Raw genomic sequence first — 20,658 nt, 5'->3', positions numbered from 1 at the left:
TTTGAGCTTGGTCATCGGTTTAACGGGAGGCATCGCAAGCGGCAAAAGCACGGTAGCGCGTATGCTGATCGACAAAAAAATAACAGTCATTGATGCGGATGTCATCGCAAAACAGGCGGTGGAAAAAGGAATGCCGGCTTACGGACAAATTGTGGAAGCATTCGGAAAAGACATCCTGCTGGAAAACGGCGATATTGACAGAAAAAAACTCGGTTCTATCGTTTTCACTGACGAACAGAAGCGTCTGAAGCTGAATCAGATCGTTCATCCGGCGGTGCGTGCGGAAATGCTGAAACAGCGGGATGAAGCCGTTGCGCGAAAAGAGCAGTTCGTCGTTTTGGATATACCGCTTTTGTATGAAAGCGGGCTTGATTATCTTGTCGGCAAGGTGCTCGTCGTCACCGTACCGGCAGACATTCAGCTTAAACGGCTGATAGAGCGGAATTCCCTTACAGAAGAAGAAGCGATGAGCCGGATAACGTCGCAAATGCCTTTAGCGGATAAAACAAAAAAAGCTGACGCCGTCATTGATAACAGCGGCAGTCTTGAATATACAAAGCATCAGCTTGAGGAAGTATTGAGCGGCTGGGCATAAACAAACACCGTTCGGAAAGCCGAACGGTGTTTTTCTGGTTAAAAATCAAAATTGTCAGGGTCCGGACCGACACGGAGATTTTCGTTCAGATCATCAATCCGCTTCATATCGTCAGCTGACAGTTCGAAATCAAAGACATTTGCGTTTTCTTCAATGCGGTGTTTTTTAGTTGATTTCGGAATGGTGATGACACCGTTCTGCAAATCCCAGCGCAAAATCACTTGAGCGGCTGATTTGCCGTACTTCTCAGCGATTTCCTGTAAGACGGTGTGATCAAGCAGCTGACCTTGCATCAATGGCGACCACGCTTCAAGCTGAATGCCTTGTTCGGCGCAGAAAGCAAGCAGTTCTTTCTGTGTCAGACGAGGATGATACTCCACCTGGTTGATCATCGGCTTGATTTCCGTCTCTTTCATGAGATGTTTCAGATGGTGAATTTGGAAATTGCTGACCCCGATCGCCTTAATGCGTCCATCCCGGTAGAGGGTTTCGAGCGCCCGCCACGCATCGATGTACTTTCCTTCGACAGGCCAATGGATCAAATATAAATCCAAATAATCTAAACCGAGTTTTTCTAAGCTTGTGTCAAACGCTTTTAACGTTTCTTCATATCCTAAATCGGCATTCCATACTTTTGACGTGACAAAAATGTCTTCACGTTTTAATCCCGCTTCCTGCAGCCCTTGGCGGATGCCTTCGCCGACACCTTCTTCATTTCCGTAAATCGCGGCGGTATCAACGCTGCGATAGCCGTGCACCAATGCCGTTTTCACCGCGTTGACGAGTTCCGCGCCTTCCTCTACTTTGAAAACTCCGATGCCGAACCAAGGCATCTCTACTCCGTTATGCAATGTTGCTTTTGCTTGTAAATGTATTGTCATGTATATATTCCTCCTATTAGTTGTCTGTTGAAACAATCAAAATGCGCTGAAGAAAAACTCACCTCCTTTCAAGGGCAGTGCGATCCCGCTTTTCAAGCTTCCTGCTCCATCCGGTTAATACGACCGCGCTGAGCACCATCAGCGCCCCGATCCAAGCGGTATGAATGATTCCGATTGAGTCTGTAATGAGTCCGCCGGCAAACGAGCCGATCGCGATTCCGGCATTGAATGCCGCGATATTTAAGGCTGATGCTGTATCAACGGCGCTTGGCGCAAAACGTTCACTCAGCATCACGACATATACCTGAAGCCCCGGCACATTCATAAACGCCAACAGCCCCATGAAAATAATGGTGATCAGCCCGGCTGTTTTAAACGGCGCGGTAAAAGTCAGAACAAACAGCACAGCAGCCTGGACAATGAACATATAAAACAAGGCTTTCAGCGGATTCCGGTTAGATAAACGGCCGCCAATCATGTTTCCGATGGCAATTGCAATCCCGTATACGAGCAGGATGGCCGCGACGGTTTCTTTCTGAAAACCGGTTACCTCCTGAAGAAGCGGAGATAAATACGTAAACACGACAAACGTTCCGCCGTAGCCTAACGCGGTAATAATAAATAAAAGCAATAACCGGCCGTTTGTGACGAGTTTGACCTGCTCGGAAAATGCGGTTTTCGTCCCTTTGCGCAAATGCGACGGAACGAGAAGCGCGTTTGTGAGGAATGCGATGATTCCTACCGCCACAATGACGGCAAATGCGATTCTCCATCCGAATTGCTGGCCGAGATAGGTGCCGAACGGAACACCGGTCACCGTAGCCACCGTCAGTCCCGTAAACATAATGGAAATCGCGCTTGCTCTTTTATGCTCCGGCACGATATTGGCGGCGATTGTTGCCCCGATTGACATGAAAATGCCGTGGGAAAACGCCGAAATAACCCGTGCCGCCAGTAAGATGCCGATTGAGGAAGCGCTCGCAGCGAGTGTATTTCCGGCGATGAAAATTAACATCACCCAGAGCAGCAGCGTTTTCCGTGACATGCCGGATGTGAGAGATGTTAAAACCGGCGCGCCGAATGTCACGCCCAGAGCATACATGGAAACGGTAAGCCCCGCCGTTGTCACAGGTATATGCAGATCTTGAGATATAAGCGGCAGCAGCCCGACGCTGATAAATTCGGTTGTGCCGATCGCAAAAGCGCTGACGGCTAATGCCAGCAGCGCTGGTAAATAGCTTTGGCGATGTGAAGACATCTGTTTTCCTCCTTGAACGATAATGTATGGTTGAAATGATGCCGGGTAAACGATATAAGTATAAGAGTACATTCCTTTTCAGCCGGCAAATGTCATTATGATCGATAGAAGTGTCATTGAAAAGAACGTACTTTTAAGTGCCATAGGCACTTTTTAGTTCCTATAGATGAGGAGGAATTACCGTTGCTGAAGAAAAAATACAATATATCCGTAGAGGCGGCGCTTGAAGTGATCGGAGGAAAATGGAAGTGTGTGATCCTCTGCCACCTCATGCGCGGGAAAAAACGGACAAGCGAATTGAAGCGGCTTATGCCGGACATCACCCAGAAGATGCTGACACAGCAATTGCGGGAGCTGGAAGCTGATGGCGTCATCAACCGGATCGTATACAATCAGGTGCCGCCGAAAGTGGAATACGAGCTGAGTGAATACGGGCACAGTCTGGAAAGAATTTTAAACGCGCTGTGCGACTGGGGCGCGATGCATATTGCTAAACGGTACGGCGAGGTGTCTTCCGTTTTAGAGGACAGCATTTTAAATGACAAATTCAAAGAACCGGGACAAATATAAGAAAAAAGCAGGCAGCCTGAGACGCTGATCCTGCTTTTTTATGGAAGAAAGATCATTTTATATGCAAAAAAACCGATTGAACAACATATTGATCGGTATAAGGGTGGATTTTTATCAAGTTGTACTGGCGGATTTCTTTTAATGTGTTATACTATATATAAATAAAGGTAAATTAGAGTGGCATATTAAAAAGGGGTGACCTGAGCATGAAGGTAAATGTAGCAATCAACGGGTTTGGAAGAATCGGAAGAATGGTGTTCAGAAAAGCAATGGAAGATGATCAAATTCAAATAACAGCCATTAATGCAAGCTATCCCCCGGAAACGCTTGCTCATTTGATAAAGTATGACACAATTCACGGCAAATACGATCAAGAAGTTGAGACCTCCGACGACAGTCTGATCGTCAACGGAAAACATATTATGCTGTTCAATCGCCGGGACCCGAGAGAGCTTCCGTGGAAAGAATGCGGAATAGACATCGTCGTAGAGGCAACGGGGAAATTTAATTCAAAAGAAAAAGCAATGAGCCATATTGAAGCAGGGGCGAAAAAAGTTATTTTAACGGCTCCGGGCAAAAATGAAGACGTTACCATTGTCATGGGAGTAAATGAAGAGCAGTTCAATCCCGATGAACATGTCATTATTTCAAATGCATCCTGCACGACAAACTGTCTTGCGCCGGTCGTCAAAGTGCTTGATCAGGAATTCGGGATTGAAAGCGGCCTGATGACGACTGTTCACGCTTACACGAATGATCAAAAAAATATCGACAATCCGCATAAAGATCTGCGGAGGGCGAGAGCGTGCGGAGAATCCATCATTCCGACTTCTACAGGCGCCGCCAAAGCGCTGTCGCTCGTGCTGCCTCATTTGAAAGGAAAACTTCACGGTCTTGCTTTGCGTGTTCCCGTTCCGAATGTGTCATTAGTGGACCTTGTCTGCGATCTGAAAACAGATGTGTCGGCCGAGCAAGTAAACGCCGCTTTCCAAAGAGCCGCAAAAACGTCGATGTACGGAATTCTTGATTATTCGGATGAGCCGCTCGTTTCTTCGGATTATAATACGAATTCACACTCTGCGATCATCGACGGACTGACAACGATGGTGATGGAAGACCGAAAAGTAAAGGTGCTCGCCTGGTATGACAATGAATGGGGATATTCCTGCCGGGTCGTTGATCTTATCCGTCACGTCGCCGCGCGAATGAAACACCCGTCAGCTGTGTAGACTAAAGATCATGGACATTTGTTAGAAAAAAACCCTTAACGGCATATTCGCAAAAAACACACCTTGCAAAATAAACTTAAACACAGTATACTATCTTTCGTGAACTTCTTGCTCGTGACTGCTTCGGAATTACTTAAAGGGTTAGGACCTCTCCGGACTAACTTTCCCCCGAGGTAAATGGCCGGGTCAGTTCTCGGAAATTCACTTTTTTAATTCTTGTTAAGGGGGGTCCATGATTATGGAAACAATGGGGCGTCACGTCATCTCCGAGCTGTGGGGATGCGATTTTGATAAGCTCAATGACATGGATTTTATTGAAAAAACGTTTGTAAATGCTGCTTTGAAATCAGGAGCTGAAGTGCGCGAGGTCGCATTTCACAAATTTGCACCGCAAGGCGTAAGCGGAGTCGTTATCATCTCTGAGTCACATTTAACGATTCACAGTTTTCCTGAACACGGATATGCAAGCATTGATGTTTATACTTGTGGAGACCTGGATCCTAATGTGGCTGCGGATTACATTGCGGACGCATTACATGCAGATACAAGAGAAAACATTGAAATACCGAGAGGAATGGGGCCTGTACAGATTAAACAGGCACAAGCGAAAGTACTGTAATTTTCAAAACGCAAACACAAGGGAGCTAAGCTGAAAAAGCCATTACGCGCTTTGAAGCTGATGCTCCTTTTCTAATGTAAAAAAACAGCATTGCTTTTTCTTTAAGCATTTTTTTTGTAAAATAGAAAAGATAAGGCCGGTCTATCGGCTCTCCCAACAAATAGGCTCATCCTAGAAACGTTGGCGGGCATTTACCGGAAGCTTGCGAACCGCATTACAGCAACGAAACAGATGGGAGCTGATCCAATTTGAAATGTCCTTCATGCCAGCACAACGGTTCCCGCGTACTTGATTCACGGCCTGCGGACGAAGGGAAATCAATCCGCAGAAGGCGGGAATGCGAAGCCTGCCATTACCGCTTCACTACATTTGAGAAGTTTGAAGAGATGCCTCTGATCGTCGTGAAAAAAGAAGGCGTCCGGGAAGAATTCAGCCGTGAAAAAATGCTGCGCGGGTTAATTAAAGCTTGTGAAAAAAGGCCCGTTCCTTTAAAAACATTGGAAGACATGTGCTTTGACATTGAAAAAGAGCTGAGAAACCAAGGTGTATCTGAAGTCAAAAGCGAACTTGTCGGAGAAATGGTAATGGACCGTCTGGCGAAAATCGATGAGGTGTCTTATGTCCGTTTTGCCTCCGTCTACCGGCAGTTTAAGGATATAAACGTGTTTATCGATGAATTGAAAGATTTAATAAAGAAAGAACGCTGAGAGAGCTAAGAGATTGTGTCTGGCTCTTTTCTCATGAGCAAAATTGGCATTTGATAGATCGCAGAAACGGTGTAAAATGAGAGTAGAAACATATCGGAAGGTTTGAGAATCATGGCTGACTATTGGAATGACGTATTGCCTGTAGATCCTTATACGGTCAAAAGCCGTTCGCTTCTTCAGGATGTCGACAGACAGGTTTTGACACATCTGTACCAGCCGCTGATCGGTTCTTTTGCATTCTCCCTTTATATGACCTTATGGGGGGAGCTTGAGCAGAACCGCTTGTGGGGAGCGGAATCCACGCACAGGCAGCTGATGGGCATGATGCAGTCAAATTTAAAAAAGATTCATCATGAACAGGGAAAGCTTGAAGGAATCGGGCTGCTGAAAGTGTATATCCGGGAGTCCGAGCAAAAAGAGCGGATGTTTATTTATGAGCTGCTGCCCCCGCTCAGACCGAATGATTTTTTTGAAGACGGCATGCTGAATGTCTTTCTTTATAACAGAGTCGGTAAAACGAAATACCAGCAGCTGAGACAATTTTACACGCACCCTTCCGTCGGCGCGGACGCAAGGGAAATTACCCGTCCGTTTAATCACGCCTTTGCCTCTTTTCAGCCGAGTGAATGGAAAATGACGCCTGATATGGAAGAGGCGATGAAGCTCCCCGAGGACTATGAGACGGCGTCTGTCGGACAAGCGCCTTCCTATACGGTGACGGAGGAAGTATTTGATTTTGAGCTTTTCATGGCGGGACTGTCAGAAACGATGATACCGCGTAAATCAATCACGCAGGACGTGCGGGAGAGCATTAAAAAGCTTTCATATTTATACGGAATAGATCCTATCTCCATGCAGCACGTCGTCATGACCGCAATTAATGAACAGGATACGATAACGGCCGAAGCGCTGAGGAAAGCGGCCAGCGACTGGTACCAAATTGAAAGAAGCGGTAAGCTTCCGGAACTGATTGATAAAACACAGCCTGTCACCTTGAGAGAAAACCGGACGGAAAAGGACGATTCATTGAACGGCGAACTCATCGCACAGCTTGAGACCATATCACCGAGAAAGCTTCTTCAGGACATTGCGGACGGGACCGAGCCGTCAAAAGCCGACTTGCAGATTATCGCCGATATTATGTTCGAACAAAAGCTTGAGCCCGGCGTCACCAATGTGCTGATTTATTATGTCATGCTGAAAACGGATATGAAGCTGTCCAAAAACTATATCCAAAAAATCGCCGCCCACTGGGCCAGAAAGAAAGTCAAAACGGTACGGGAAGCAATGAAACTCGCAATAGAAGAGCACAGGCAATATCTTGATTGGGCGGACGGCAAAACAAACGGCGCGGCGCGCGGTAAAAAAACCGTCCGGGAAGAAAAGCGCCCTGATTGGATGAAAGAAGAAGAAACCGGGAAGAAACAAGAACAGCCGGCTCTTTCCGCGCAGGATCTTGAAGAACAGAAGAAAAAAATGATGGAAGAAATGAAAAAACTGAAAAAATACTCTGCCTATTGAGACAGAGAAGCGGGGTGATATTGAATGGAACCGATCAGCCGATCCTTAGAAGGCGTGACGAAAAGACCTGACTTTCAAAAACGCCTGGAACGAATGCAGCAGCAAGTCATGGCCGACGAAGACGTCCAGGCTTTTTTGAAGGAACAGAAAGATGTAATCAATCAAAGCATGATTGACAGAGGGTTAAATAAACTGTACGAATTCGTTCAGCAAAGCAAACAGTGCGCCTTCTGCTCGAAAGACAGCCGGACGAACAGCCTGCTTGAAGGCTATCATCCGAAGCTTGTGATCAACGGGCGTTCCATCGATATTGAATATTACGAATGTCCGGAAAAGAGAAAGCTCGACCGTCAGAAAAGGCAAAAGTCCCTGATGAAGAGCATGTATATCCAGCAGGATCTTCTCGGCGCGACGTTTCAGCAGATCGACATTACCGATCCGAGCAGAGTCGGCATTTTCCAGCATGTGACGGATTTTCTGAAGAGCTATAATGAAACGGGAAAAGGCAAAGGGCTGTATCTGTACGGAAAATTCGGAATCGGAAAGACATTTATTTTAGCCGCCATTGCTAACGAACTGGCGGAAAAAGAGTATTCATCAATGATCGTATATGTTCCCGAATTTGTCAGAGAGCTGAAAAACTCGCTCCAGGATCAGTCGTTGGAGGCGAAACTGAATATGGTGAAAACGACGCCCGTATTGATGCTTGATGACATCGGAGCGGAGTCAATGACAAGCTGGGTCAGAGATGAGGTCATCGGCACCGTGCTTCAGCACAGAATGAGCCAGCAGCTTCCCACTTTCTTCTCGTCTAATTTCTCACCTGACGAGCTGAAGCATCATTTTACGTATTCACAGCGGGGAGAAAAGGAAGAAGTAAAAGCGGCAAGACTGATGGAGCGGATTTTATATTTGGCTTCGCCCGTCCGTCTTGACGGGGAAAACCGCCGCCGTTCATGATGCCGGCGTCCAATGGGAAGGATTTGAAGGGAATGAGGAATAAGAAGGCTGTCACTTGGGCTGCGGCTGCGGCGGGAGCGGGCCTTTTGCTGTGGGCAAACCGCAAATATCTGAATCTGTCGCCTAAGGAGATCCGGCTGTGGGTATTATCGTTCGGTGTTTTTGCGCCGCTTGTGTTTATCGGAATTTCCATCGTCAGGCCTTTTGTGCTGTTTCCCGTATCAATCGTTTCCGTCGCCGGAGGATTGGCGTTCGGCCCGTTTTTCGGCACCATGTATACGCTGGCGGGCTCAATGGGCGCTGCCGCCGCGTCTTTTTTTGCGGCGGGGCTGTTTGCCTTTAATGAGAAAAGCCGTCATGGAAAAATGGAAGCCATTCAAAAACAGATGAAAACCAATGGCTTCTTTTATATTTTTATCCTGCGTATTCTGCCTGTTAACTTTGATGTGATCAGCTATGCCGCGGGCCTATCGAAAGTCAGGCCGATGACGTATTTTTTGGCGACCGCAGCGGGCATCATTCCGGGGACGATCGTCCTGAATGTGCTCGGCGCGAGCTTTATGTCCGGAAATGTGCTGACCGTACTCGGCGTGATCTGTCTTTACATCGTATTTTTATCGCTTCCCGTTATATTTAAAAAGAAGGTGCGCCATTTGTTCGGCGGTGAAAGCTAACCTTTACGTCTATTTTAAAAACATCCCCCATATACTTGTAACAGATGCCGTAAGGGGGGACAAATATGCTTGAAGTGATCTTTGAAGATGACCACGATACCGCCGCTTTTTTACATCTCATTCAGCAATCGGACGACCGGAGACATTTTATTGTCCGTGAAGGTATAAAAAAAGTCGGAATCGCAAGGTCTGAAACGGCTTTTTGCGTTCAGCGATTTATTGAGCCGATACTTGTCAGGTTTTTTTTGGAATGCAAAGAAGACGAGCACATGCTTTCGCTTATTGAGGATGCATACTGCTTCACCGATCAGGATGAACAGCAGCAAATCCTTCAGCTTGCACACAGCATTATGGAAGGAGAGCTTGATGATCATCCGTTCGAGCCGAAGAAAGAGCCGCGCACACAGTTTATTTCAGATGCGCTCCGGACGATTTCACTTGATGCGGGTGTTTTTTCCGTGCGTTCGTTTCAGACGTTCCGGCTCAGCAGGTATTATGAGCGGCTCAGAGAATACGCGGAGGCTGCGATAGATGAATATCGGATGGAACAGGAATATCAAAACTTTATCCAGTCTCTGAGAGATTATGTGACATCCAATCCGCCGCGGATGAAGAAAGTCCGCATCGTACATGACCGGGCTTTTACGCTGTGGGAGCTGCGCTATTTGTCAGAACGGGAACAGAAAAAATACATAGACAGACGGTTTGTGCGGGAGCACCCGATGTATATAGATTCCCATCTCCTTGCGCCGCTGATCTCCATTGCGCCTGAGACGGTAGAACTGTATACGGACAAACCGGAGCATATGATGTCCAGAACGATTCAAAACGTGTTTCAGGAGAGGGTGCGCCTTTTTCCGCTGGGCGCATTTGCAGCCGAGAAGACGGAAGGATAGCCGCACGGACGGCCTTGTGTAAGCGGCAGGGCTGTCTGTGCGAAATCAGACGGAAAACCGAGTTGCATTTTTCTCACAGACATTTTATAATACATAAAAGATTAATGATTGCTACACGTATTGATAAGGACATGAAGCATTGATACCGGCTTTATAAGAGAGGAGAGCCCAGGCTGAAAGCTTTCCAGCTATGGATCATTGTCTTTACCGCCTTTGAACTTCAGCTGTGAACGCCGGAAGAAGCGCCAGTAATAGCTGACGGGAACTCCCGTTACAGAGTTTAGAGCCGCAGGTGCCGAAACAATCGGCCGCGCGGAAAAAAGGGTGGAACCACGATTCCGTTTATTTAACCTCGTCCCTTTCATAGGGGGCGGGGTTTTTGATTTGCATAAAAAAAGGAGTGACGAAGATGTCAGATATGATCAACATCACATTTCCGGACGGAGCGGTAAAGGAATTTCCGAAAGGAACAACAACAGAAGATATCGCGGCATCCATCAGTCCGGGATTAAAGAAAAAGTCTTTAGCCGGAAAACTGAACGGACAGGAAATTGATTTAAGAACGCCGATTCAAGAGGATGGTGCCGTAGAAATCATTACAGAAGGCACAGAAGAAGGTTTGAACATCATGCGGCACAGCACGGCGCATTTATTGGCCCAGGCGATTAAACGCATTTATAAAGATGTGAAATTCGGTGTCGGTCCCGTCATTGAAAACGGGTTCTATTATGACGTTGAAATGGAGCAGGCGCTGACGCCGGATGACCTTCCGAAGATTGAAAAAGAAATGAAACGAATCGTCGGTGAAAATCTGCCGATTATCCGAAAAGAAGTGAGCCGTGATGAAGCAAAAGCCATGTTTGCGGAAATCGGCGATAATCTGAAGCTTGAACTGCTGGATGCCATCCCAGAAGACGAAACGGTCTCCATTTATGAGCAGGGCGAATTTTTTGACCTGTGCCGCGGCGTGCACGTGCCGTCTACAGGCAAAATTAAAGAATTTAAGCTGCTGAGCCTTGCGGGCGCATACTGGCGCGGCGACAGCAAAAACCAAATGCTTCAGCGCATTTACGGCACGGCCTTCTTTAAAAAGGATGACTTGAAAGAGCATTTGCGGATGCTTGAAGAAGCGAAAGAGCGTGACCACCGAAAACTGGGCAAAGAATTAAAATTGTTCGCCAACTCTCAAAAAGTCGGACAAGGCCTGCCGCTCTGGCTGCCGAAAGGCGCAACCATCCGCCGCGTGATCGAGCGCTACATTGTGGATAAAGAGCTGAGCCTCGGTTATGAGCACGTCTATACGCCTGTTCTCGGAAGCAAAGACCTGTACGAAACATCAGGGCACTGGGATCATTATCAGGATACGATGTTCCCGCCGATGGAAATGGACAATGAAACACTCGTGCTCCGTCCGATGAACTGTCCTCACCATATGATGATTTACAAACAGGACATTCACAGCTACCGCGAGCTTCCGATCCGCATCGCAGAGCTGGGAACGATGCATCGTTATGAAATGTCCGGGGCGCTTTCAGGTCTTCAGCGCGTACGCGGCATGACGTTAAATGACGCGCACATTTTCGTCCGCCCTGACCAGATTAAAGAAGAATTCATCCGCACGGTCCGTTTGATTCAAGACGTATACGAAGACTTCGGCCTGAGTGATTACACATTCCGCCTGTCTTACCGCGATCCTGAAGACACGGAAAAATATTTTGATGATGATGAGATGTGGAACAAAGCGCAATCCATGCTGAAGGCGGCAATGGACGAAATCGGCCATGACTACTATGAAGCGGAAGGCGAAGCGGCGTTTTACGGCCCTAAGCTTGACGTGCAGGTGAAAACGGCGATCGGCAAAGAAGAGACATTGTCAACTGTACAGCTTGACTTCCTTCTTCCGGAACGCTTTGATCTCACTTACGTCGGAGAAGACGGCAAACAGCACCGTCCTGTCGTTATTCACCGCGGCGTCGTGTCAACGATGGAGCGTTTCGTTGCTTTCTTAATCGAAGAGCACAAAGGCGCCCTTCCGACATGGCTTGCGCCGGTGCAATTCCAAGTCATTCCTGTATCACCGTCCGTGCATCTTGATTATGCGAAAAAAGTGCAGGAGCGCCTGCAGCGTGAAGGCCTGCGTGTCGAGCTTGACAGCCGGGATGAGAAAATCGGCTATAAAATCCGTGAAGCGCAAATGCAAAAAATCCCGTACATGCTTGTGGTCGGTGACCAAGAAGCGGAAAACGGCGCGGTAAACGTCCGGAAATACGGCGAGCAGAAATCAGAAACCGTCTCATTGGACGATTTTGTGAAAAAGGCTGTAGCCGAAGCGAAAAAATAACCGGAAATACAAAAAACCCCGTTCATTCAGAATGGGGTTTTTTTGCGTATAAAATTATCTTTCTTTTTGTTTCTCTATAATCGCAAACAGCTCGTGAAGATCGCTGATCACGTAATCAGGCGCAATGTCCGTATCATTTTTCTTTTGCGTCCGGTTTACCCAGACTGTCGTAATGCCTGCCCGTTTCGCTCCCAATATATCAGTATTGAGGTTATCTCCGACCATAATGGCGTCTTCTTTTTTCAGGTTCAGGAGGCCGAGGCAATGTTCGAATATGGAGGCGTCGGGTTTCCCTTTTCCGAAAGCGCCTGAGATGACGATTTCATTAAAATAAGGCGCAAGCTCAGGAACGCCGGCGAGTTTTTCTTTCTGCAGGCTGGGATCGCCGTTTGTCAGAAGAAGCAATTCATAAACACCTTTCAGCTTATCAAGCACCGCAAACGTTTCATCATACACGTACGGACGCTGTCTGCGTTCCGCCGCGAAAAACTCCGCCAAATATTCGCCGTAAGCCGCATCGTCTATACCGACGCTTTTTAAGCCGTTCGTCCAGGCGTTTCGTCTGTATTCCGGCGCAATCCGATTCAGCTGTTTAAATCCTTCGCTGACCGGCTCGGAAAAATTCGCCCACAATCCTTCAAACGGATTAATGCCGATCATGACCGTATAAGGATAGGTTTCGTATGACATATACAATTCCCGTGCCGCTTTCCGAACCGCATCTTCAAATGTATGCGGGTCAAGGCCATATTTTTTTTCCGCTTGTAAACATGTTTCCCTGAATGTTGTTCTGACGCTTTTTTCATCCCATAACAGTGTATCGTCCAAATCAAAAAATACGGCTTTCATGATCTTCTCCTCTTTGTTATATTCTGAAACTCTCTGCCGCAAGGCTCCCGTTTATTCTACAATAGATATATAGACTGTGAAAGATTTGTTTTCAGATGATTTGAAAAAAACAGGCAGGTTTGTGTCAGATTCTGTCTCAGGCTCTAAAACGTGATAAAATAAAATTTGAAAGAACAGGTGAAAAGTATGCTGCATTTGATCATCATGATGCTGGAAAGAGTCGGAATTATCGTCATATTGGGATTTGTTCTGGCTCATACCAGATTGTTCAGACAGGCGCTCCAGCAGCCTGAGAGCTATAAAGGCAAAGCGGTGCTGATTTCAATTTTCTCGCTGTTCAGTATCATCAGCAACTATACGGGAATAGAAATTCAGCGGAATACAATCATGAATAATGACTGGGTGTTTCAAATTAATCCGTCCGGTTCAATTGCCAATACAAGAATTATGGGCGTTGAAATCGGCGGACTCTTAGGCGGCCCGTATGTGGGGATCGGCGTCGGCATACTGGCCGGCCTGCATCGTTTATCACTCGGCGGCGCGACCGCAGTCAGCTGTGCCGTCTCATCCGTTTTAGCGGGCATTTTGTCCGGATGGATCGGACGGTATTTCAGAAAACGCTATGCGATGCCGACACCGCGGGTGGCCGCGCTTGTCGGACTCGGAATGGAATCGCTGCAAATGCTGCTCATCCTCTTGATGGCCAAGCCGTTTTCTGATGCTTGGACGCTTGTGAGCATCATCGGCATCCCGATGATATTGGTAAACGGGTCAGGGACTTTTATTTTTCTTTCGATCATTCAGTCGATTATCCGGAAGGAAGAACGGGCGAGAGCCCTTGAAACCCACAGGGTGCTGATGATTGCCGACCAGACGCTTCCGTTTTTCCGCCAGGGGCTGAATGAAAGCTCATGCAAAAGCGTCGCCGCCATCATTCACAGGCAAACAGGAACGGACGCGGTATCGCTTACGGATAACGAAAAGATTTTGGCGCACGTCGGCGCGGGTGCCGACCATCATATTCCGTCTGAAAGCCTGATCACCGGATTGTCAAAACGCGTCATTAAAACGGGTCATATTATGAAAGCGACATCAAAGGAAGAAATTGAATGCACGCACGATCCCTGTCCGCTTCATGCGGCGATCGTATTGCCGCTGACGTCAAACGGCAAAACGATCGGGACGTTGAAAATGTACTTTAAAAGCCCGTCAGGTTTAAGCCGGGTTGAAGAAGAGCTTGCAGAAGGACTCGCCATGCTGTTTTCCACCCAGCTTGAACTCGGCGAGGCGGAACTGCAGAGCAAATTGCTGAAAGACGCAGAAATAAAGGCGCTTCAGGCACAGGTCAATCCGCATTTTCTGTTTAATGCGATCAATACGATTTCTGCTCTTTGCCGTACGGATGTGGAAAAAACCCGAAAGCTTCTGCTGCAGCTCAGCGTCTATTTCCGTTCCAATCTGCAGGGGGCAAGGCAGCTGCTCATCCCGCTTTCTAAAGAACTGAACCATCTGCAGGCGTATTTATCATTGGAGCAGGCCCGTTTTCCCGGGAAATATAAAATCAGTCTTGAAATCGAACGCGGTTTGGAGGACATCGAAATTCCTCCTTTTGTGCTGCAGATTCTCGTCGAAAATGCGCTCCGCCATGCATTTTCAAGAAAGCAGGACAGCTGTGCCGTCAATGTCAGCGTGGTATCCGCCGGTCAGTCGGTTTTAATGCGGGTTGGAGATAACGGGAGGGGAATTGATCCGGAATTGCTGTCCGTGCTCGGAAACCGTCCGCTCCCGTCTAAAGAAGGGACGGGAACCGCGCTTTACAATTTAAATCAGCGGCTGATCGGGCTGTTCGGTCCCAAAGCAGCCCTGCGATTGGAAAGTGAGGCCGGCAAAGGTACGGACGTATCATTTGAGCTGCCTTTGAAACTGATGACTAAAGGAGAAGAACATGCTGAAGGTGTTAATCGTTGATGATGAAATGCTGGCAAGAGATGAATTAGCTTATTTGCTGAAACGGACGAATGAAGTAAGTGACATAAACGAAGCTGAAAATATTGAATCCGCTTTTGACAGTATGATGGATCAAAAACCGGATCTGCTGTTTTTGGACGTTGATTTGTCAGGAGAAAACGGATTTGACATTGCCAAACGGCTGAAAAACATGAAAAATCCGCCGGCCGTCGTTTTTGCGACGGCGTATGACCAATTTGCTTTAAAAGCCTTTGAAGTCGACGCGCTCGATTATTTAACGAAGCCTTTTGATGAAGAAAGAGTGCGCCAGACGATCAGAAAGTTTAAAAGAGTGAAGCGGGACAGGGCAGGAGCCGTCTCAGAGCAGCCGTCCGCAGCCGGAGCGCATAAACTGGCTGTATCAGCCGGTGAATCTATTGTCATTTTAGATACGAAGGACATTATTTTCGCCGGCATGGAGGACGGACACGTTTCCGTCAAAACGTTTGCCGCGTCTTATTCCGTTCATGAAACTTTGGCGGTCATTGAGAAAAAACTGCCTGATACGGGTTTCTTGAGAGTGCACCGCGCGTTCATCGTGAATACGGAGCATATTACGGAAATTCATCCGTGGTTTAATTCGACGTACAATCTTATCTTAAAAGACGGCTCTAAAATTCCCGTCAGCCGTACATACGCCAAGGACTTAAAAAAGCTGCTTCATATTATATGAGGCGGCTTTTGCATTTCAGCAGCCGTTTTTTGCATTTCAGAATGAATATTCAGCCGTTTGTTATGAAAGCGCTTCAAAAGGCGATTCCTCTTTTATAATGGACCTAACAAAGAGAAAGAGGTGAAGAAAATGAGTGCGAAAAAAGTGTACGGATTTCTGACACAAGCATTTATTTTTGCCGTAATTATGCTCATATCTAATGGGATTGCAGCGATTGTCCCCATTCCTATACCCGCTTCCGTAGTAGGTTTGGTGTTATTATTTGTCCTCTTATGCCTGAAAGTGATTAAGCTTGAACAAGTAGAAACGCTGGGAACATCATTAACGTCACTGATCGGATTTTTATTTGTCCCGTCGGGCATCTCCGTGATGAATTCACTTGGCGTCATGCAGCAGTACGGCGTGCAGATCGCACTCGTCATCTTACTCGCTACCATCATTCTGTTAGGGGCGACGGGCCTTTTTTCTCAGCTGATCTTGTCTGTCAGCCAAAAACGTCAGAAGGCAGCCCCTGAAAAACAAACGGTGCGCCGTTCCAATCATGAAAAAGAACTTGTGCAGCATTAGGAGGGAAATCGGATGAGTCCATATTTCGGTATTGTCGTTTCACTTGCGGCCTTTGGCGTCGGCACGTATTTATTTAAAAAAACGAGAGGCTTGTTCCTCTTCACCCCGCTGTTTGTCGCGATGGTGCTTGGAATCCTTTTTCTGAAGCTCGGCGGTTTTTCATATGAAGATTATAAAAGCGGGGGAGACATTATTAAATTCTTCCTGGAGCCCGCGACGATCGCTTTCGCCATCCCTTTATACAAACAGCGTGACAAACTGAAAAAATACTGGTGGCAGATCATGTCTTCTATCATTGTCGGCTCTATCTGCTCAGTCACGATTGTCTATTTGATCGCAAAAGGCATTCATCTTGACGCGGCCGTTATGAAAAGCATGCTTCCGCAGGCGGCGACAACGGCAATTGCCCTTCCGCTGTCAAAAGGAATCGGCGGCATCACCGACATCACCGCTTTCGCCGTTATTTTCAACGCCGTTATCGTCTATGCTCTGGGCGCTCTATTCTTAAAACTGTTTAAAGTAAAGCACCCGATCTCTAAAGGACTGGCTCTCGGCACATCCGGACACGCACTCGGTGTTGCGGTCGGTATTGAGATGGGAGAAGTAGAAGCGGCAATGGCAAGTATCGCGGTTGTCGTCGTAGGAGTGGTGACGGTGCTGGTCATTCCGGTATTCGTTCAGCTCATCGGAGGATAAACCCGGGTCATAGACCCGGGTTTTTTTATTGTGTTGGCACGTCCGCGTGCGGCAAAGAACGAAATTTCACATTTTTCCTTGCGCTCGCCCCGGCATCGTGTTAAAATGAAAAAGTTGATCCGGAGAAGTCATCCTTGACTAATGATCCGGTATTGTGTAGAATAGTTATTGAATTGAATATAAATCACAAGCAGAGGCACCCGCTTCTCACCTGATTGACACATTCATGTAGTTGGCAGGTTGACCGTACATTTTTATTTATGCAGATGTTCGTAGTGTGGGTGTGTTGTCATGCCCGCACTTTTTGTTTGCCTGCAGAATGCAGTCAACAAGCGTTGTGAATCAATTCGAAGAAACTATGGAGGTGGCTCATTATTAGCAAAGATCAATTGGTTAATGAGGGTATCCGTGCACGTGAAGTTCGTCTGATCGGACAAAATGGCGATCAGCTCGGCATCAAGTCCCGTCAGGAAGCACTTGAAATCGCCGGCCGCGCAAATCTTGACCTTGTGTTAGTTGCAGCAAATGCAAAACCGCCTGTCTGCCGCATCATGGACTACGGTAAGTTCAGATTCGAGCAGCAGAAAAAGGACAAAGAAGCACGCAAAAATCAAAAAATCATTAACTTAAAAGAAGTTAGATTAAGTCCGACGATCGATGAGCATGACTTTAACACGAAATTGCGCAATGCGATTAAATTCCTTGAAAAAGGCGATAAAGTGAAAGCTTCTATCCGCTTTAAAGGGCGCGCAATCACTCATAAAGAAATCGGCCAGCGCGTATTGGACCGTTTCTCTGAAGCATGTGCGGAAGTTGCGACAGTCGAAACAAAACCAAAAATGGACGGCCGCAGCATGTTCTTAATGCTCGCGCCGAAAAACGAAAAGCAATAAGGAGGAAATCCCATGCCAAAAATGAAAACTCACCGCGGATCTGCTAAACGTTTTAAAAAGACAGGTTCTGGGAAGTTAAAACGTTCTCATGCATACACAAGTCACTTATTCGCCAACAAATCCCAAAAGCAAAAGCGTAAGCTTCGCAAGGGTGCTATTGTGAGCGCAGGAGACTTCAAACGCATCAAACAACAGCTTGCCAACATCAAGTAATCGGACAAGGAACAATTAGGAGGGAAATCTAATGCCAAGAGTAAAAGGCGGAACTGTTACACGTAAGCGTCGTAAAAAGGTTCTTAAATTAGCAAAAGGTTATTTCGGTTCAAAACATACATTATACAAAGTAGCAAACCAGCAGGTCATGAAATCAGGAAACTATGCATTCCGTGACCGCCGTCAGAAAAAACGTGATTTCCGTAAGCTTTGGATCACTCGTATCAACGCTGCTGCACGTATGAACGGTCTTTCTTACAGCCGTTTAATGCACGGTCTTAAGCTTTCAGGCATCGAAGTAAACCGCAAAATGCTTGCTGATCTTGCTGTAAACGATCTTACTGCTTTCAATCAGCTTGCTGATGCTGCTAAAGCTCAGTTAGACAAGTAAGTTAAAAAAGCCGCTCTCTTTCCGGGAGCGGTTTTTTTACGTAAAGGGTGACAATCAATGGCTCTCTTCATTTACGCCGTATTGATAAACGGATACGGCTTTTGGATCATGGGCGCTGATAAAAGAAGAGCAAAGGCGCACAGGTGGAGAATATCAGAGAAACGAATATGGCTCACAGCCGCCATGTTCGGCTCACTCGGCGTATGGATCGGCATGCGCACCTTCAGGCATAAGACGAAACACAAATCCTTTTTATACGGGGTGCCGCTGCTTTTTCTCACTGAAGCCGCCCTTGTGCTGATGTATTTGGTGTATAAAGAATAAAAAGCAGGAGAGCTTATCGCTCGCCTGCTTTTTTCGCTTTTTTGATGGGCTGGTCCCAATCAATCTTGCAATTCGGGTACCGCTCCAATACCTTTTTTTCGACTTCTTCAAAATCACCTGCAGAAAAGCGGTTCAGCTTTTCCGGATTTTCGGTCCATACAAATATCGTATGAATAAACAGCGGATGATCTTTGGAAGGGATATGCTTTTCTCCTTCAAAGAGCACTCCTTTATAAGTAAGCTGGAGATTTTTTCGCGTGTTTTTCTGTTCGTCAATAAAATAAAAATTCTCTTTTGATTGCGCCAGTCTGAGCCTTCTTTTCGGGTTTGCGTAGAATTTGACGCCCATGTAAATAAAATAAATAAGAAGTGCAAGCAAGACAATCCTCAATACTGTAATGGCCATATGTGTGAAGGCACCTCCTCACCTTTGTCATGATCTGATGTAATACGAAAAACAAAACAAAAGGTTTCATTTTTTTAAAAGAAATAGATAAAAACATTTACCCGTTTTTCAGGCGAATTAATCGTATGCTTCAGCATTGGTTTTGTATAATAAGAAGGGTAGTGAAAAAAAGGAGGTTTATTGATGACAAAATTAGATGAAACGCTCACCATGCTGAAAGCGTTAACGGATGCAAAAGGGATACCGGGAAATGAGAGAGAAGTAAGACAAGTGATGAAATCATACATAGAACCATTTGCTGATGATGTCACAACAGACCGGCTGGGAAGCTTAATCGCCAAAAAAACCGGCAAAGAAAACGGTCCGAAAATCATGATCTCAGGGCATTTAGACGAAGTCGGTTTTATGGTGACGCAAATCACTGATAAAGGCTTTCTCCGCTTTCAAACCGTCGGCGGCTGGTGGTCTCAGGTCATGCTGGCCCAGCGCGTCACCGTCGTGACAAAAAAAGGGGACATCACGGGGATCATCGGTTCGAAACCGCCTCACATTCTGCCTCCTGACGCCAGAAAAAAAGCCGCCGATATTAAAGAGATGTTCATCGATATCGGGGCGTCCAGCCGTGAAGAAGCAATGGAATGGGGCGTTCTTCCGGGTGACCAGATTGTGCCGTATTTTGAATTTACAGTGATGAACAATGAAAAACATTTATTGGCGAAGGCATGGGACAACCGTATCGGCTGCGCGATTGCCATCGATGTATTAAAAAATCTGAAAAACAGCGATCATCCGAATGAAGTATACGGGGTCGGAACGGTTCAGGAAGAAGTCGGGCTTCGCGGGGCGAAAACAGCGGCACATACGATTCAGCCTGATATCGCGTTCGGTGTGGATGTCGGAATTGCCGGAGATACACCGGGAATTTCTGAAAAAGAGGCACAAAGCAAAATCGGCGAAGGGCCGCAAATTATTCTGTATGACGCGTCAATGGTATCTCACAAAGGGCTGCGCGACCTTGTCGTGAACACGGCGGAAGAAGCGGGAATTCCGTATCAATTCGATTCCATTGCCGGAGGGGGCACGGATTCAGGTTCCATTCATTTAACCGCAAACGGAGTGCCGGCGCTGTCCATTACGATCGCGACGCGCTACATTCACACTCATGCCGCTATTTTGCATCGGGATGATTATGAGAATACGGTAAAATTGATCACAGAAGTGATTAAAAAATTAGACCGGGAAACGGTTGACCGTATTACTTATCAATAAAGATACGGAAGAATCTGCTTTTTTAAGCAGATTCTTTTTTTTGTCTGTACAAATATGAGCCCTACGTCTACAATAAGAGAAGACATAGAAAAATCTGACAACACGTTTTTGAAAGCGCT

At 46.7% G+C, this 20,658-nt stretch carries 23 protein-coding genes and 1 other annotated feature; of the genes, 19 read left to right on the top strand and 4 right to left on the bottom strand.

The annotated features are described in order from the left end of the window. Window position 1 precedes the first annotated feature (1 nt). The gene (gene coaE, locus JNUCC22_RS13265) at window positions 2-595 is read left to right on the top strand and encodes a dephospho-CoA kinase (protein ID WP_032866545.1); all 594 of its coding nucleotides are present in this window, start codon (window positions 2-4) and stop codon (window positions 593-595) included. A 38-nt stretch (window positions 596-633) separates the two neighbouring features. Here the strand turns inward: coaE and JNUCC22_RS13260 are convergent, their stop codons facing one another. Continuing rightward, a complete protein-coding gene (locus tag JNUCC22_RS13260) occupies window positions 634-1,476 on the bottom strand; it encodes an aldo/keto reductase (protein WP_216061788.1) in 843 nt (280 codons plus the stop codon). Window positions 1,477-1,534: 58 nt separating this feature from the next. Continuing rightward, entirely contained in the window at window positions 1,535-2,734 is a 1,200-nt protein-coding gene (locus JNUCC22_RS13255; RefSeq protein WP_216061787.1) for an MFS transporter, read from the bottom strand. Between the two features lie 183 nt (window positions 2,735-2,917). On the opposite strand from JNUCC22_RS13255, the gene JNUCC22_RS13250 reads away from it, so the two are divergent. From JNUCC22_RS13250 to thrS, 9 genes are all read left to right on the top strand, one after another. Then, window positions 2,918-3,304: a winged helix-turn-helix transcriptional regulator gene (locus JNUCC22_RS13250; RefSeq protein ID WP_003152469.1), complete on the top strand. Its 387-nt coding sequence runs from the start codon at window positions 2,918-2,920 to the stop codon at window positions 3,302-3,304. Between the two features lie 206 nt (window positions 3,305-3,510). Further along, entirely contained in the window at window positions 3,511-4,533 is a 1,023-nt protein-coding gene (locus JNUCC22_RS13245; RefSeq protein ID WP_101670133.1) for a glyceraldehyde-3-phosphate dehydrogenase, read from the top strand. Between the two features lie 238 nt (window positions 4,534-4,771). Further along, on the top strand, window positions 4,772-5,152 hold the full coding sequence (gene speD / locus JNUCC22_RS13240) for an adenosylmethionine decarboxylase (protein WP_003152471.1): 381 nt from the start codon (window positions 4,772-4,774) through the stop codon (window positions 5,150-5,152). Window positions 5,153-5,400: 248 nt separating this feature from the next. Next, window positions 5,401-5,859, top strand: a complete 459-nt coding sequence (gene nrdR, locus JNUCC22_RS13235; protein ID WP_003152473.1) for a transcriptional regulator NrdR — start codon at window positions 5,401-5,403, stop codon at window positions 5,857-5,859. Window positions 5,860-5,970: 111 nt separating this feature from the next. Next, a complete protein-coding gene (locus tag JNUCC22_RS13230) occupies window positions 5,971-7,380 on the top strand; it encodes a replicative helicase loading/DNA remodeling protein DnaB (protein ID WP_014418608.1) in 1,410 nt (469 codons plus the stop codon). Window positions 7,381-7,404: 24 nt separating this feature from the next. Beyond that, window positions 7,405-8,340, top strand: a complete 936-nt coding sequence (gene dnaI, locus JNUCC22_RS13225; protein WP_012118157.1) for a primosomal protein DnaI — start codon at window positions 7,405-7,407, stop codon at window positions 8,338-8,340. A 32-nt stretch (window positions 8,341-8,372) separates the two neighbouring features. Further along, on the top strand, window positions 8,373-9,014 hold the full coding sequence (locus tag JNUCC22_RS13220; protein WP_025285089.1) for a TVP38/TMEM64 family protein: 642 nt from the start codon (window positions 8,373-8,375) through the stop codon (window positions 9,012-9,014). A gap of 65 nt (window positions 9,015-9,079) precedes the next feature. Next, the gene (gene ytxC / locus JNUCC22_RS13215; protein ID WP_033574195.1) at window positions 9,080-9,910 is read left to right on the top strand and encodes a putative sporulation protein YtxC; all 831 of its coding nucleotides are present in this window, start codon (window positions 9,080-9,082) and stop codon (window positions 9,908-9,910) included. Window positions 9,911-10,319: 409 nt separating this feature from the next. Further along, window positions 10,320-12,251 (top strand): threonine--tRNA ligase, encoded by a 1,932-nt coding sequence (thrS, locus tag JNUCC22_RS13210; RefSeq protein WP_099567285.1) that lies wholly within the window; start codon window positions 10,320-10,322, stop codon window positions 12,249-12,251. 54 nt (window positions 12,252-12,305) lie between these two features. Here thrS and JNUCC22_RS13205 read toward each other — a convergent pair whose 3' ends face one another. Continuing rightward, the gene (locus tag JNUCC22_RS13205) at window positions 12,306-13,100 is read right to left on the bottom strand and encodes an HAD family hydrolase (RefSeq protein ID WP_015240354.1); all 795 of its coding nucleotides are present in this window, start codon (window positions 13,098-13,100) and stop codon (window positions 12,306-12,308) included. A 186-nt stretch (window positions 13,101-13,286) separates the two neighbouring features. Here JNUCC22_RS13205 and JNUCC22_RS13200 point away from each other — a divergent pair, with 186 nt between their 5' ends. The 8 genes from JNUCC22_RS13200 to JNUCC22_RS13165 all read left to right on the top strand — a co-directional run bounded on the left by JNUCC22_RS13200 (window position 13,287) and on the right by JNUCC22_RS13165 (window position 18,864). After that, a complete protein-coding gene (locus tag JNUCC22_RS13200) occupies window positions 13,287-15,068 on the top strand; it encodes a sensor histidine kinase (RefSeq protein WP_007408090.1) in 1,782 nt (593 codons plus the stop codon). After that, window positions 15,046-15,780: a LytR/AlgR family response regulator transcription factor gene (locus tag JNUCC22_RS13195; protein WP_007408091.1), complete on the top strand. Its 735-nt coding sequence runs from the start codon at window positions 15,046-15,048 to the stop codon at window positions 15,778-15,780. Before JNUCC22_RS13200 ends, JNUCC22_RS13195 begins: the two co-directional genes overlap by 23 nt. Before the next feature lie 129 nt (window positions 15,781-15,909). Continuing rightward, a complete protein-coding gene (gene lrgA / locus JNUCC22_RS13190; RefSeq protein WP_015417975.1) occupies window positions 15,910-16,347 on the top strand; it encodes an antiholin-like murein hydrolase modulator LrgA in 438 nt (145 codons plus the stop codon). A gap of 12 nt (window positions 16,348-16,359) precedes the next feature. Beyond that, window positions 16,360-17,043 carry an antiholin-like protein LrgB gene (lrgB, locus tag JNUCC22_RS13185; protein WP_216061786.1) on the top strand — a complete coding sequence of 228 codons (684 nt, stop codon included), beginning with the start codon at window positions 16,360-16,362 and terminating at the stop codon, window positions 17,041-17,043. A 182-nt stretch (window positions 17,044-17,225) separates the two neighbouring features. After that, window positions 17,226-17,356, top strand: a sequence feature (ribosomal protein L20 leader region). Between the two features lie 58 nt (window positions 17,357-17,414). Then, the gene (gene infC / locus JNUCC22_RS13180; RefSeq protein ID WP_071543361.1) at window positions 17,415-17,936 is read left to right on the top strand and encodes a translation initiation factor IF-3; all 522 of its coding nucleotides are present in this window, start codon (window positions 17,415-17,417) and stop codon (window positions 17,934-17,936) included. A gap of 12 nt (window positions 17,937-17,948) precedes the next feature. Further along, window positions 17,949-18,149, top strand: coding sequence for a 50S ribosomal protein L35 (gene rpmI, locus JNUCC22_RS13175; RefSeq protein WP_003152493.1), 201 nt, complete (start codon window positions 17,949-17,951; stop codon window positions 18,147-18,149). Window positions 18,150-18,180: 31 nt separating this feature from the next. Next, entirely contained in the window at window positions 18,181-18,540 is a 360-nt protein-coding gene (rplT, locus tag JNUCC22_RS13170) for a 50S ribosomal protein L20 (RefSeq protein WP_003152495.1), read from the top strand. A 57-nt stretch (window positions 18,541-18,597) separates the two neighbouring features. Then, window positions 18,598-18,864 (top strand): DUF1294 domain-containing protein, encoded by a 267-nt coding sequence (locus tag JNUCC22_RS13165; protein ID WP_015240352.1) that lies wholly within the window; start codon window positions 18,598-18,600, stop codon window positions 18,862-18,864. Between the two features lie 13 nt (window positions 18,865-18,877). Here JNUCC22_RS13165 and JNUCC22_RS13160 read toward each other — a convergent pair whose 3' ends face one another. Then, window positions 18,878-19,270, bottom strand: coding sequence for a hypothetical protein (locus JNUCC22_RS13160; protein ID WP_007408095.1), 393 nt, complete (start codon window positions 19,268-19,270; stop codon window positions 18,878-18,880). 183 nt (window positions 19,271-19,453) lie between these two features. On the opposite strand from JNUCC22_RS13160, the gene JNUCC22_RS13155 reads away from it, so the two are divergent. Continuing rightward, window positions 19,454-20,539 carry a M42 family metallopeptidase gene (locus JNUCC22_RS13155; RefSeq protein ID WP_007408096.1) on the top strand — a complete coding sequence of 362 codons (1,086 nt, stop codon included), beginning with the start codon at window positions 19,454-19,456 and terminating at the stop codon, window positions 20,537-20,539. Window positions 20,540-20,658: the final 119 nt, after the last annotated feature.

The organism is Bacillus sp. JNUCC-22 (assembly GCF_018861275.1).
GTDB classification, from domain to species: domain Bacteria; phylum Bacillota; class Bacilli; order Bacillales; family Bacillaceae; genus Bacillus; species Bacillus velezensis.
This window is presented reverse-complemented; position numbering and strand designations above follow the sequence as displayed.

Coding starts and splice junctions, on each gene's coding strand:
- dnaI (WP_012118157.1), top strand. CDS start 7,405: ATGGAACCGATCAGCCGATCCTTAGAAGGCGTGACGAAAAGACCTGAC.
- JNUCC22_RS13160 (WP_007408095.1), bottom strand. CDS start 19,270: ATGGCCATTACAGTATTGAGGATTGTCTTGCTTGCACTTCTTATTTAT.
- JNUCC22_RS13205 (WP_015240354.1), bottom strand. CDS start 13,100: ATGAAAGCCGTATTTTTTGATTTGGACGATACACTGTTATGGGATGAA.
- JNUCC22_RS13200 (WP_007408090.1), top strand. CDS start 13,287: ATGCTGCATTTGATCATCATGATGCTGGAAAGAGTCGGAATTATCGTC.
- JNUCC22_RS13260 (WP_216061788.1), bottom strand. CDS start 1,476: ATGACAATACATTTACAAGCAAAAGCAACATTGCATAACGGAGTAGAG.
- rpmI (WP_003152493.1), top strand. CDS start 17,949: ATGCCAAAAATGAAAACTCACCGCGGATCTGCTAAACGTTTTAAAAAG.
- JNUCC22_RS13155 (WP_007408096.1), top strand. CDS start 19,454: ATGACAAAATTAGATGAAACGCTCACCATGCTGAAAGCGTTAACGGAT.
- JNUCC22_RS13255 (WP_216061787.1), bottom strand. CDS start 2,734: ATGTCTTCACATCGCCAAAGCTATTTACCAGCGCTGCTGGCATTAGCC.
- JNUCC22_RS13245 (WP_101670133.1), top strand. CDS start 3,511: ATGAAGGTAAATGTAGCAATCAACGGGTTTGGAAGAATCGGAAGAATG.
- speD (WP_003152471.1), top strand. CDS start 4,772: ATGGAAACAATGGGGCGTCACGTCATCTCCGAGCTGTGGGGATGCGAT.
- lrgB (WP_216061786.1), top strand. CDS start 16,360: ATGAGTCCATATTTCGGTATTGTCGTTTCACTTGCGGCCTTTGGCGTC.
- thrS (WP_099567285.1), top strand. CDS start 10,320: ATGTCAGATATGATCAACATCACATTTCCGGACGGAGCGGTAAAGGAA.
- ytxC (WP_033574195.1), top strand. CDS start 9,080: ATGCTTGAAGTGATCTTTGAAGATGACCACGATACCGCCGCTTTTTTA.
- rplT (WP_003152495.1), top strand. CDS start 18,181: ATGCCAAGAGTAAAAGGCGGAACTGTTACACGTAAGCGTCGTAAAAAG.
- JNUCC22_RS13195 (WP_007408091.1), top strand. CDS start 15,046: ATGCTGAAGGTGTTAATCGTTGATGATGAAATGCTGGCAAGAGATGAA.
- JNUCC22_RS13165 (WP_015240352.1), top strand. CDS start 18,598: ATGGCTCTCTTCATTTACGCCGTATTGATAAACGGATACGGCTTTTGG.
- lrgA (WP_015417975.1), top strand. CDS start 15,910: ATGAGTGCGAAAAAAGTGTACGGATTTCTGACACAAGCATTTATTTTT.
- JNUCC22_RS13220 (WP_025285089.1), top strand. CDS start 8,373: ATGAGGAATAAGAAGGCTGTCACTTGGGCTGCGGCTGCGGCGGGAGCG.
- JNUCC22_RS13230 (WP_014418608.1), top strand. CDS start 5,971: ATGGCTGACTATTGGAATGACGTATTGCCTGTAGATCCTTATACGGTC.